The 12,548-nt window shown below is 67.8% G+C and carries 11 protein-coding genes; 6 read left to right on the forward strand and 5 right to left on the reverse strand.

What is annotated here, in order from left to right; translation table 11 throughout:
• Nucleotides 1-196 precede the first annotated feature (196 nt).
• The gene (locus tag EEB19_RS18205; RefSeq protein ID WP_187588767.1) at nt 197-1,921 is read left to right on the forward strand and encodes a serine hydrolase; all 1,725 of its coding nucleotides are present in this window, start codon (nt 197-199) and stop codon (nt 1,919-1,921) included.
• On the opposite strand, the gene EEB19_RS18210 is transcribed toward EEB19_RS18205, so the two are convergent.
• On the reverse strand, nt 1,908-3,128 hold the full coding sequence (locus EEB19_RS18210; protein ID WP_187588768.1) for an NADH:flavin oxidoreductase: 1,221 nt from the start codon (nt 3,126-3,128) through the stop codon (nt 1,908-1,910). The genes EEB19_RS18205 and EEB19_RS18210 overlap by 14 nt on opposite strands.
• The gene (locus EEB19_RS18215) at nt 3,125-3,781 is read right to left on the reverse strand and encodes a TetR/AcrR family transcriptional regulator (protein WP_187588851.1); all 657 of its coding nucleotides are present in this window, start codon (nt 3,779-3,781) and stop codon (nt 3,125-3,127) included. Before EEB19_RS18215 ends, EEB19_RS18210 begins: the two co-directional genes overlap by 4 nt.
• Before the next feature lie 116 nt (nt 3,782-3,897).
• On the opposite strand from EEB19_RS18215, the gene lpdA reads away from it, so the two are divergent.
• The 4 genes from lpdA to EEB19_RS18235 all read left to right on the forward strand — a co-directional run bounded on the left by lpdA (nt 3,898) and on the right by EEB19_RS18235 (nt 9,052).
• Nucleotides 3,898-5,283 carry a dihydrolipoyl dehydrogenase gene (gene lpdA, locus EEB19_RS18220; RefSeq protein ID WP_187588769.1) on the forward strand — a complete coding sequence of 462 codons (1,386 nt, stop codon included), beginning with the start codon at nt 3,898-3,900 and terminating at the stop codon, nt 5,281-5,283.
• 530 nt (nt 5,284-5,813) lie between these two features.
• Nucleotides 5,814-7,082 (forward strand): helix-turn-helix domain-containing protein, encoded by a 1,269-nt coding sequence (locus EEB19_RS18225; RefSeq protein ID WP_187588770.1) that lies wholly within the window; start codon nt 5,814-5,816, stop codon nt 7,080-7,082.
• Complete coding sequence (locus EEB19_RS18230; RefSeq protein WP_187588771.1) at nt 7,079-8,134, forward strand: AraC family transcriptional regulator; 1,056 nt, start codon at nt 7,079-7,081, stop codon at nt 8,132-8,134. The genes EEB19_RS18225 and EEB19_RS18230 overlap by 4 nt, the downstream gene beginning before the upstream one ends.
• Nucleotides 8,135-8,167: 33 nt before the next feature.
• The gene (locus EEB19_RS18235) at nt 8,168-9,052 is read left to right on the forward strand and encodes a DNA-3-methyladenine glycosylase (RefSeq protein WP_187588772.1); all 885 of its coding nucleotides are present in this window, start codon (nt 8,168-8,170) and stop codon (nt 9,050-9,052) included.
• Between the two features lie 387 nt (nt 9,053-9,439).
• Here the strand turns inward: EEB19_RS18235 and EEB19_RS18240 are convergent, their stop codons facing one another.
• Together EEB19_RS18240 and EEB19_RS18245 are read right to left on the reverse strand one after the other, a co-directional pair.
• Nucleotides 9,440-10,081: a class I SAM-dependent methyltransferase gene (locus EEB19_RS18240; protein WP_187588773.1), complete on the reverse strand. Its 642-nt coding sequence runs from the start codon at nt 10,079-10,081 to the stop codon at nt 9,440-9,442.
• 36 nt (nt 10,082-10,117) lie between these two features.
• On the reverse strand, nt 10,118-10,654 hold the full coding sequence (locus EEB19_RS18245) for a carboxymuconolactone decarboxylase family protein (RefSeq protein WP_187588774.1): 537 nt from the start codon (nt 10,652-10,654) through the stop codon (nt 10,118-10,120).
• Between the two features lie 26 nt (nt 10,655-10,680).
• On the opposite strand from EEB19_RS18245, the gene EEB19_RS18250 reads away from it, so the two are divergent.
• On the forward strand, nt 10,681-11,148 hold the full coding sequence (locus EEB19_RS18250; RefSeq protein WP_187588775.1) for a MaoC family dehydratase: 468 nt from the start codon (nt 10,681-10,683) through the stop codon (nt 11,146-11,148).
• Between the two features lie 22 nt (nt 11,149-11,170).
• Here EEB19_RS18250 and EEB19_RS18255 read toward each other — a convergent pair whose 3' ends face one another.
• A complete protein-coding gene (locus EEB19_RS18255) occupies nt 11,171-12,517 on the reverse strand; it encodes a lipase family protein (protein ID WP_187588852.1) in 1,347 nt (448 codons plus the stop codon).
• Nucleotides 12,518-12,548 lie beyond the last annotated feature (31 nt).

Here is a 12,548-nt window from a genome sequence, read left to right on the forward strand (position 1 = left end):
CCCGCCACCCACCGCTGCGCGCCGCGTCGCCTCCCGCTTCCCGTTCCGCCCACTGGTCGACACGCTCCCGGCGCCTCCCGTCCGACCGAAACCGCCTGATTGCCATGCCGCAGCGGGGATGTGTCGATAGTCTGATGCGCGGGGTCGGACGGTGCCGTGCCAGAAGCGGCACGCCTCGAGGAAGCAGGTACGACGGATGGTCGTCCACACTCGTTCCCGACGTCGTCGCGCTGCCACGGGGGTGACGTCCCTCATCGCTGTCGGTGCGATCCTCGCCGCGTGCGACTCGGGTTCCACCGGTTCGGGTTCCACCGACTCGGGCGCGGCATCGTCGTCGGCCCCGCCACAGGCCCCGGCCAATCCGCAGGCGGCGGTCGCGCAACCGCTGCCCGACAACGCCGTCGACAACGCGCTGGGCAAGCTCGACGGTCTCGTCGATTCCCTCATGTCATCGACGAAGATCCCGGGCATGGCGGTCGCCGTCGTCCACGGCGACAAGACCGTCTACGCGAAGGGCTTCGGTGTCAAGAACGTCGGTGCGACTGCGGGCACAGGTTCGAACGGCTCGGCGAGCCCCTCGAGCGCCGTCGGCGACGGGAGCCCGACCAGTGGGGCGACCGGTACCGGCGACAACAAAGTCGACCCGGACACCGTGTTCCCGCTTGCCTCGATGTCCAAGCCGATCGGCTCCACCGTCATCGCCAAACAGGTCACCGACAACGTCGTCGGCTGGGACACGCCTGTCGTCGCCAACCTCCCCGGATTCGCACTGTCGGACCAGTACGTCACGCAGAACGTGACGGTCGCCGACATGTACTCGCACCGGTCGGGGCTGCCCGACCATGCCGGCGACAAACTCGAGGACATGGGCTACGACCGCCAACAGATCCTGGCCCGACTGCGCTACATGCCCCTCGACCCGTTCCGCATCACCTACAACTACACCAACTACGGCGTGACGGCCGCGGGCGAGTCCGTCGCCCGCAAAGCCGGCTCCGACTGGGAGACGCTGTCGGAGAACGCGATCTACGGCCCACTCGGCATGACACACACGAGCTCACGGTTCCGTGACTTCGAGGCCGAACCCGACCGGGTCGTCGGGCACGTCAAGGTCGACGGACAGTGGGTGCAGACGCCCGCCCAGCGCGATCCCGACCCGCAGGCCCCGGCCGGCGGCGTGTCGTCGTCGGTGAACGACGTCGCCAAGTGGCTGACCATGCTCCTCGGCAACGGCACCTACAACGGCAAACAGATCGTCGGCGAGAAGGCGTTGATACCTGCGGTGACACCCGAGATGATCTCGTCGCCATCGCATTCCGAGGATTCCCGCGCCGGCTACTACGGCTACGGGTTCAACGTCAGCGTGACCGAAGGTGCGCGCACCACGTTCAGCCACGCGGGCGCCTTCTCGATGGGAGCAGGCACGAACTTCCTCGTCCTGCCCTCTGCCGACGTAGCGATCGTCGCCCTCTCCAACGCATCCCCGATCGGCGCGGTGGACGCCCTGTGTGGCGAGTTCGCCGACCTCGTGCAGTTCGGCGAGGTTCGCCACGACTGGCGCACCCTGTACGGCGACGCCTACGAGGCGATGGCGCAACCGTCGGGCAGTCTCGTCGGACAGAAGCCACCCGCGAATCCCGCTCCGGCACCGCCCGCGGCGTCGGTCGTGGGGACCTACCAGAACGACGTCTACGGACCCGCGGTGATCCGAGAGGAGAACGGACAACTCGTCCTCGCCATGGGGCCGGACGGTGTCACGACCCACGAGCTCACCCACTGGGACGGCAACACCTACACGTTCACCCTGCGCAACGAGAACGCCGAACTCGGATCGATCTCCAAGGTCACCATGAACGGGCCCCAGATGACGATCGAGTACTACGACGACGACCTGTCGAACGGGGTGTTCACTCGCTCCTGATCGCGGCCGCCCCCGCACTTAGCGGATCGGGCACCTCCCCGGCCCGCACCGGGCAGCGGGTGTGCGAATAGATCGTCGGCATGCACAGATTGCAGTGCACGCATCGCGACTGCGCCGTCGGATCGGACTGGATACGCAGGGGCAGGCCGGGTTCCCGCAGGAGCGCGCGTCCCATCGCGACGAAGTCGAATCCTTCGGCCAGCGCCAGCTCCATCGACGGTCGATCCGTGATGCCACCCAACAAGATCAGCGGCATGCGGACGGCGGCACGCAGCTGCCGCGCGAGCGGCAGCAGGTAGGCGTCGTGATAGTCGTAGTGCTTCAAGAACATCGGGCCCATCGCCTTGAGTCCGAGCCGCATCGCGCCGCGGAACGCATCCGCGAACTCCTCACGAGGCGGGTCGCCGTGGAAGAGGTACATCGGATTGAGCAGCGAACTGCCGGCGGTCGGCTCGATGGCGTCGAGGTGCCCGTCGGACTCCAGCAGTTGCGCCACGGCGCAGGCCTCGTCGATCCCGAATCCGAGACGTCCGGCACCGTCGTACATGTTGAGCTTCGCCCAGACCGCGGCCTCGTCGCCCACCTCGTCGCGGACGGTCTCGACGACCTCCCGGGCGAACCGTGCGCGGTTCACCAGGGTCCCGCCGTACCCGTCGCGCCGATGATTCAGCAGCGGTGAGAGGAAGCAGCTGATGAGATAGTTGTGACCACAATGGATCTCGAGACCGTCGAATCCGGAGTCCACGGCGATCCGGGCGGCCCGTCGAAAGGTGCCGAGCATCTCGGTGATCCCGTCGGCATCGAGTTTGCGCGTGACCGACATCCCCATCGGGGCCGGGATGTGCGACGGTCCGAGCGCCTTGCGTCGATTGGAGACCGAGTTGGCCACCGGCCCGGCATGGCCCAATTGTGCTGCGGCGAGCGCCCCTTCGGCGTGGATCGCTTCGGTCAGGCGGGTCAGGCCGGGTGCCGCCTCGTCGCGCAGCCAGATCTGATGGCGGTCCGTGCGTCCCTCGGGGGAGACGGCGCAATAGGCGACGGTGCTCATCGCCACACCGCCGGCGGCGACCTCGCGGTGGAACTCGATCAGGTCATCGGTGACCAGCGCATCCGGCGTCGCGCCCTCGAAGGTCGCGCACTTGATGAGCCGATTGCGCAGGGTGAGGGGGCCGAGTCGGGCCGGGGTGAACGGATCGGGCGCGGTCATGGGGTCTCCTCGGAAGCGTCGGTCTCGGCGGCGTGTACCCGCGCGGGGTGGGTCGGTGCCGGCCCGGACAGCCCGGCGACGACGAAGTCACCGAGTGCTGCGACGGCCGCGTCCGACAGGGGCTGATCGCCGGCGAAGCGGCTGAGGATCAGCTCGAAGGCGAGGCCCCAGCGTCGGCGCGCGTCGTCGTCGGAGAGTCCGTCGACGAGACGGGAGAGGATGCGCGCCCACTGATCGATCCGGAACCACGGCTGCGTCCACGACGCCTGCGGATGCGACAGCACGAACCGCGACAGCAACCGGAGATGGAGGCGGCCGACGGGATCCTGCTGGATTCTGACGAAGGGGGCGAGCACCACATCGACCAGTCGGACGATCCCCTCGGTCTCGGGATCAAACCGATCGAGCGGGTCACTCCACATCGGGCCCATGCGGTCCTCGAGGAGTTCGACGGCGAGGCGGTCCTTCGAGCCGAAGTGATAGTGGACCGCCGCGGGGTTGGCGTCGGCGGCCGCGCAGATCGCGCGGACCGAGACGTTGTCGAAACCGTCGGTCAGGAACAGCGACTCGGCGGCGGTGAGGAGGGCGGTCCGGGTGGAACCGGAACGGGTCGACGACGGCGGGGGCACACATCGATGAGAACACATCTCCATCAACGATTCAATCATTGATTGAATGCTGGTCCGGCGTAGTGGGAGGTCCAGGAAAGTTACTCCTCGGTACGGGGACGCCCTGCGGTGTCACCGACCCGCGACGTACGCTGGCAGTCGTGGCTGAACACTTTCAAACAGTTGTATTGGGTGCAGGTCCAGGTGGGTATGTGGCCGCGATCCGGTCCGCCCAGCTCGGCATGAAGACCGCCGTCATCGAAGAGAAGTACTGGGGTGGGGTCTGTCTCAACGTCGGATGTATCCCGTCCAAAGCACTTCTCCGGAATGCCGAACTGGCCCACATCTTCAATCACCAGGCGAAGACCTTCGGCATGTCCGGCGATGTCTCGTTCGACTTCGGCGCGGCGTTCGACCGCAGCCGCAAGGTGTCGGAGGGGATCGTCAAGGGCGTCCACTTCCTGATGAAGAAGAACAAGATCACCGAGATCGACGGTTACGGGAAGTTCAAGGACGCCACGACCATCGTCGTCGGCGATCGCGAGATCACCTTCGACAACGTCATCATCAACACCGGTTCCACCGTCAAACTGCTGCCCGGGGTCGAACTGTCCGACAACGTCGTCACCTACGAGACGCAGATCCTCACCCGTGAGCTGCCGAAGTCGATCGTCATCGTTGGCGCCGGCGCCATCGGCATGGAGTTCGGCTACGTGCTCGCCAACTACGGTGTCGACGTCACCATCGTCGAGTTCCTCGATCGCGTGCTGCCCAACGAGGACGCGGATTCGTCGAAGGCCATCGCCAAGGAATACAAGAAGCTCGGCGTCAAGGTCCTCACCTCCACCAAGGTGCAGTCGGTCACCGACAACGGCGACAACGTCACCGTCAGCTACAAAGACGCCAAGGACAACGACGGGGAGATCACCGTCGACAAGGTCCTCATGTCGGTCGGGTTCGCTCCCCGCGTGGAGGGCTTCGGTCTGGAGAACACCGGCGTCGAGCTGACCGATCGTGGTGCCATCGCGATCGACGACTTCATGCGCACCAACGTCGAGAACATCTACGCCATCGGTGACGTCACCGCCAAGCTGATGCTCGCCCACGTCGCGGAGGCGCAGGGTGTGGTCGCCGCCGAGGTCATGGCCGGTGCCGAGACGATGACGCTGGGCGACTACCGGTTCATGCCGCGCGCCACCTTCTGCCAGCCGCAGGTCGCGTCGTTCGGACTCACCGAGGCGCAGGCGAAGGACGAGGGCTACAAGGTCAAGGCGACGACCTTCCCGTTCAGCGCGAACGGCAAGGCCCAGGGGCTCGGTGAGACGGCAGGCTTCGTCAAGCTGCTGACCAACGAGGACACCGACGAGCTGCTCGGCGGACACCTCGTCGGCGACAACGTCTCCGAGATGCTCCCCGAGATGACGCTGGCCCACAAGTGGGACCTCACCGCCAAGGAACTGGCCCGCAACGTGCACACCCACCCGACCCTGTCGGAGGCCATGCAGGAAACGTTCCATGGCGCGATCGGTCACATGATCAACCTGTAGCGCGCGTTGCGTGAGGGTGGCCACGGCGCGATCGGGCACATGATCAACCTGTAGCGCGCGTTGCGTGAGGGTGGCCACGGCGCGATCGGGCACATGATCAACCTGTAGCGCGCGTTGCGTGAGGGTGGCCATGGCGCGATCGGGCACATGATCAACCTGTAGAGATGCATGACCATCACCGCTGAGGTGCCGATGACCGGATGATCCAGTTATCGGTACCCCAGCGGTGATCGTGGTGTCGGCGCCGCGTCGACCCGCGTTCGGATGCCCGACGACGACGGCCCCGGTGCAATTCCGTGCCACGTGTGGACGAATCAGTGCCATCGAGGAAGCGGGGCGAACCCGCGTCTCCACCGTCGCCGCTGTGTGAACACCGCCATGGTGACCGTGAAACCATCTGTCCGACAGGGTGCTTCGAGTACAGAGGTAGCCCCGGGTCGACGGTTGAGGGCAACCGCGGCCATGCACGTTTCCGTGACGTGATGTCCAGATCCCGCGCATCCGCCGTGGTGCTCGGATAGTTTCAGATCATGAAGACGGCCGGTGGATCGATGCCGATCGCGGCGAGGGCCGACCGTGGTGGCACACGAGGCGGACTACCCGACGAGGTCGTCCGTCGCTGGTACGAGCGGATGGGCATCGCCGATCCGAGCAGCGTCGACCTCGTGCGCCGACTCGACCGGGTGGGTGCGGCCGGAATCGCCGATCATGCACCGACGATGACGATCTCCGGTCCTCACGGGTCGGGGGCGGCGACATCGGGCGCGCAGGCCTCGGCCGACGACTCCGACGAGTTCGCCGAGATGTCGTATTCGCGCCAACTGTCGGTGATCGGCGTGTTCGCCGCGCTCCGCACACCGTGCACCACCGAGCGCACCGCCGCCCATGCTCGCGCCGCCACCGATCCCTCCGTCCTGATCTGCGCCCGGATCACTCCCGGAGACGGACTCGTCCATGTCGACGGCCGCGACCACACCTACCGCCACCCGGCGGACCTGCTCATGCTCGACGACTCGGTCCCGTACCGACAGACCACGCGCACGGTCGCCGATCCCGTCGGCATCTGGGTGCCCGCGGAGTTGCTCGGAAGCGAGTACGGACAGGGCCGGCCGGTCCTCGATCCGGTGCAGTCGTCGCCGTTGGCGCGCGCAGCAGGGGCATTCATCGTGACCCTGGCCGTTCATGCGGCCGTCCGCGGGGCCGACGTCGACGTCGAGACCGAACTCGCGGTGGTCGACCTGGTCCGCGGTCTCGTCGGCCGCCCGACCAGCTCGTCGCATCGTCCCGCCGACAACGGTGTGGCCGTCCGCGAGGCCACCCGGTCCCTGATCGAACGCAACTTCCGCGACCCGTCGTTCTCGGCCGACGACATTGCCGAGGCCCTGCACATGAGCCGCCGCAACCTCTACCGGCGCCTCGCCGAGGTGGGTACCTCGCCGGCGGCGATGATCGCCGACCATCGCACGCAACGGGCACGGCAGCTCCTCTGCAGCGACCGTCCGCCAACGATCGACCACATCGCGAGGTCGGCCGGTTTCAGCTCGCCGGCCACTCTCCGGCGACACTTCCACACGCGATTCGGCATGTCTCCAGACAGATTCCGCCGTGACGGCGTGGATGCCGTCGGGACCCGCGACGCGGGCACGACGGAGGCCGGCACGCCACGGACCGACGACATGCCACAGGGCGTCGTCCGCCACATCGCCGTCGGGCGTACCGCCGTCCGCCATACCGCCGTCACCCGCACCGCCGTCAGGCCCGCGGAGGGACAGCCCGCCGCTGCGGGATCGCGACGGTGAAGCGGGCGACGTACTCGCGCGACGGGATCGACCACGACACCATCGCGCGATGGCGCAGCTCGATCGGCGCCGACGACGACCCCGGCCCGTCTGCGGCGGCGGCCATGGAGTTGCGCGGCCGAACCGGACTCGCGGCCTACGGAGCCGCGTTCTCTCTGGTGCGGGTGGCCGATCCGGATGCATTCCACGCCATCATCTATCACCGTCCGCTCTCGATGCTGTCGGCGCACTGCGAGTTGTCGACGCCGCGCACGACCGAGCGTTCCGAGGAGGTCGTCGCAGCGCAGCCGTCGTCGATCGTCATGGTCGGCTCCCACCGGCTCGACGGTCGGCTCCGAGTCACCCAGGGCGACGTCGACCGTGAGTACGGTGAGGGACAACTCGTCGTGATGAGCATCGACAGCGCGTTCGTCGACGAATGCCCCAGCGTCTGCGACACGGCACTGCTGCTCGTCCCGACCGAGATGCTGCGTCACGAACTCGCCGATGCCGATGGCGCCTTTCTCCCGACGGCCGCGGACTCGCTGCTGGCCCGCGCGACCGCCACCTTCATCCGGCGCTTCGTGTGTGACGCCGCGGTTCGTGGTCTGCCGATCTCGGCTGCCGACGAACGCGCGGTCATCGACCTGGTGCGCGCGGCGATCGGACATCACACGCAGGACGCGTATCAGATGGAGAACAACGCACGGTTCGTTCTCGAGGCCGCCCGCGATCTGATCGACGAACGGTACGCCGACCCCGACTTCACCGCCGATGCCATCGCGGAGGCCCTGCAGATCAGTCGCCGACATCTCTACCGCCACTTCGCCGACACCGGGGAATCGCCCGCGACGATGATCACCTCGCGCCGTCTCGCACAGGCCCGCACGCTCCTCGCCCTCGAGGAGCCGCTCGGCCTCGATGCGATCGCGCACGCCTCGGGCTTCTCGTCCGCAGCGACCCTGCGCAACCGCTTCCGTGCCGAGTTCGGCATGACACCGGGTGCGTACCGTTCCACGGCCCGGTCGGCCGACGAAGCCACCGCGCGAGCGGACGACGACGCGGTGAGCTGACCACACGACCACCGACCTCGGTACCGTCGGGTGATGGCCACCGGAGAACGTACGCGCGAGTGGGAACCTCCGTGGCCGCTCGACATCCGCGCGACGGTCGGGATGCTGCGACGTGGTGCCGGCGACCCGTCGTTCACCTATGGTCGCGACGGATCGGTCTGGCGCGCCGTCTACACCCCGGACGGGCCCGGCACACTGACGATCCGGTCCGACGGCACCACGATCAGCGGCCGGGCATGGGGACCCGGAGCCGACTGGCTGCTCGAGAGGATGCCCGATCTCCTCGGCGCCCGCGACGACCCGTCCGCGCTGACCCCGCGCGATGACGTCGTCCGTGAACTCGTCCGCCGTTCCGAGGGCCTGCGGATCGGCCGCACCGACCGGGTCTGGGAAGCGCTGGTCCCGGCGATCCTCGAGCAGAAGGTGGTGGGAGCGGAAGCATTCCGGGCCTGGCGATACCTGGTACGGCGTTTCGGACACCCGGCTCCCGGACCGGTCCCGGATACGATGCGCGTGCCACCCCCGCGCGACGAGTGGGCCCGGATTCCGAGTTGGGAATGGCACCGCAGCGGCATCGAACCGGTCCGGATGCGCACCATCCGCGGCGCGACGGCGCTGGACGTCGAACGACATCCGGACCGGTTGCGGATGCTCCGCGGCGTCGGACACTGGACCGAGGCGGAGACGCGCGCACGGGCCGTCGGCGATCCCGATGTCGTCAACGTCGGCGACTACCACATCCCGAAGTTGGTGGGGCTGACGCTGATCGGCGAGCCGGTCGACGATGCCGGAATGCTCGAACTCCTGGAACCCTATGCAGGACAACGTCAACGGATCATCAGGATGGTCGAGCGGCACGGCGCTCGACCCGAACGACGCGGACCACGGATGACCGTCCGCGACTACCGGTCCTTCTGACCGGTACATCGCGCGCGTCCCTCCGCGCCGATCGCGCTGCCCCTTTCGCCGATCGTGCCCTGTTTCGCGCCGATCGTGCCCGGTGATGCCGGCGCTCGGCGGGAGCCGACGCATCCAGGGCACGATCGGCGATGTGAAGGCCACGATGCTGGGCACGATCGGCGACATCGAGGACACGATCGGCGATGTGAAGGGCACGATGCTGGGCACGATCGGCGACATCGAGGGCACGATGGGCGCGAAACCGGGCACGCCCGACGATGTCGAGGGCAGGATCGGCGCGAAACCGGGCACAATCGGCGCGGGTGGCGCGGGTGGCGCGGGTGGCGCGGGTGGCGAGGGTGGCGAGGGTGGCGAGGGTGGCGAGGGTGGCGAGGCCACGCGTAGTCAGCCGGGCTTGACCGCGATCACGTACTGCCCCTGCCCGGTGATGGTCTGCTCGACGTGCTCGGCCCCGGCGGCCCGGAGTCGTTCGACGATCTCATGTCGCCCGAAGATCCGGTAACCCGACGCGCCGGCGACGGCGCGGACGCCGGGGATCGCGTCGAGCTCGGTGCTGACCGAGGTGAAGATGACGACCTCACCGCCGGGTCGTGCCACTCGAAGCAGCTCGTCGACGACCGGCAGCGGATCGGGGATGAGGTACAGGGCGGCCAGACACGTGACCGAGTCGAAGGTGTTGTCCGCGAACGGGATCGCGTGCGCGTCGGCACGGATGTAGTCGGCGCGCGGGGCGGCGTTGGTGCGGGCGGCCATGGACAGCATCGCAGGGGAGAAGTCCATGCCGACGCAGCGGCCGTCACCGGTCAACCCGTCGGCCATCCGGCGCGTGTAATTGCCCGGCCCACAGGCGACGTCGAGCACCATGCGCTCGCCGGGGCGTGACAGGTAGGCGGTGAGAGCGCGGTCGAAATCGGCTGTTCCGGTACCGCCCAGACTGAACAACCGGGTGAACACCGGACGCCAGAGCCGTTCGTACACTTTCGAGAACACCGGGTTGCGCATCATCTGCTGCGCCAGTGAATCCATGACCGCCTCGCCTCCCCTGCGATGGTCGAGACCTGATCAGACCCGCGTATCCCGTTGCACGCGTAGAGTTCCGATCGTCGTCGCGAGCATGTCGTACTGACCCACCAGCAGCACGAAGGCGATCAGCTGTCGCTCGTCGAGATGTCGCGCCAGCGCGGCCCACGTCGGATCCGAGATGTCCTGGGTGCCGACCAGCTCGTCGGTGCCGAGCAGCAACGAGCGCTCCCGGTCGCCCCAGCCGGCGTCCGGCCCCTCGAGCACACGGTCGAACAGTTCGCCCTTGACCCCTGCGCGGGCACCGAGTCGCCGGTGATGGTCGAGCTCGTAGTCGCACTTCCGCAGATGGGCGACGCGGATGATGATCATCTCGGTCTCCTTGCGCGACAACGCCCCGAACGGCATCAGCCGGGCGCCGAAGTGCAGCCACGCGCGGAAGAGCCCCTTGGCGCGCCCGAGGGTGGAGAAGATGTGGGCGTCGGTGACGCCGATGGTGCGGGCGGCACCGCGCGCGAAGATCCAGTTGATCGGACCGAGCTCGCGCAGACCGCCCGGTGCGACCCGAGGAGTGCTCATGGGTGCCACGGTAGACTACCGGGACTATGACGAGCACCACACAGCGAACGTTCACCAGTGTCGACGAGATGAAGGCGGCGATCGGGGAGGACCTCGGTTCCGGGGAGTGGTTGGAGATCACCCAGGACCGGGTGAACGCCTTCGCCGACGCCACCGGTGACCACCAGTGGATCCACGTGGACCCCGAGCGTGCCAAGGACGGACCGTTCGGCGCTCCCATCGCCCACGGCTTCCTGACGTTGTCCCTGCTCCCCGTGCTCGCAGGCAGCATCTTCACCGTCGAGGGCCCCAAGCTGGTCATCAACTACGGCATGAACAAGGTGCGCTTTCCCAGCCCGGTCCCGGTCGGCTCGCGCATCCGCGCCAACGCCGTCATCACCTCGGTCGAGGAGACCGGCTCGGGTGTGAACATGGTCGTCAAGAACACCGTCGAGATCGAGGGCGCCGAGAAGCCTGCCTGCGTCGCGGAGAACGTGCGCGTCCTCGTCTACTGAGCCCGACGGACCTGTTGGTCCTCTAGCGCGGCGTCTGTCGACAACCATCTGCCGGCGGACGGCCCGCCAGACGGGCGTCGAGCCAGCGCATCGTGTCCTCGAAGGCGACGAATACGGTGGTCATGTGTTCGCCCGGATAGTCGCGATATGTGGCGTTCACCCCGAGCCGGCATTGTTCGTCGAACAGCGATCGCGCCTGGCTCGCCGGTATCCACCATTCCTGCGCGCCGTGGTAGATGTAGACCGGCATCGCGGCGGCATCGTCGGCCATGGCGGTGATCGTGTAGATCCGTTCGGCCACCGGTGAATGGAACGGGTCGGGGCTCGTCGACAACACCTGCGTCGGCACGAAGGTCATTCCGAAATATCCCATCGTGCTGGTGCACAGGTTCTTCAGGACGGGGTTGATCGACAGCCATCGCGCGAGATCGTTGGCCATCGGCAACAACTCGGGACGTTCTCGGGCGATGCCGAGGATCGCGGCGTGGAACACGCCGGTCCCCAGGTTCGCGTTCATGCTCGACGCCAACACCCGGTAGTCGGCGGGCACACCACCGATCGCCGCGCCGACGAATCGTGGAACGAGCTCCGGCGCGTACGCGGTCGCCAGCTTGGCCGTCGCGTTCGTCGCGACTGCACCACCCGAGTACCCGATCATCGCGACGGGTCCGCGCGCGAAATCGTCGGTGTCGAGGCGTGCGGCACCGCGCAGCGAGTCGAGCACCGCGTGCGCGGCGACGTATGGCTCGGCGTAGGCCATGCGCGGACCGGTGTGGTCGGGGACGAGCACGGCATATCCGCGGGCCAGCGCGTCCTGGGTGACCGGTGGTCGGATGTCGGTGCTGTTGGTGTCGGGCGTCTCGCCGTGCGAGAGCATCCATCCAGCGGTGCAGCGAGCACCAAGGGCGACGATCGGCAGATTGTTCACGAGCACCGGCCGGGCACCCGGCCCCGACCACGCGGTCGGCGGCACCAGGACGGTCGCCGTCGCGAACGACGGATGACCCTGCGCGTCACGCGATGCCACCTTGATCTGTCGGGCAGACCCGATCCGCGCCTTCAACAGGACAGTCGCGACGCGGGTCACGTCGCGACTCGCGAGGATCTCACCGGGGTGTCGGGCGGCGAGGTCGCCCGGCCAGTCGTCGAAGAACGGATCACCACTGGGCGACGGCATGACCGCCTCCCGGAACTCCTGCAGCTCGTGATCGGCGCCGTGGATGACCGACCGCGCCGGGATCGAGCGCAGGTGGGGGATCGGTGGCGGCGGGATCGCCGCGTCGAGGTCGCTGGGCAGCTGAGCCGGTGCCGGGGCAAGGTTGGGCGGATCGGCGCGCGCGGTACTACCGACGACCGCGCCCGCGACCATCGTGAGTACGAGTGTCAGTGTCGCCAGGGCA

Origin of the sequence: Gordonia sp. OPL2 (genome assembly GCF_003797825.1) — a bacterium.
Classification (GTDB): domain Bacteria; phylum Actinomycetota; class Actinomycetes; order Mycobacteriales; family Mycobacteriaceae; genus Gordonia.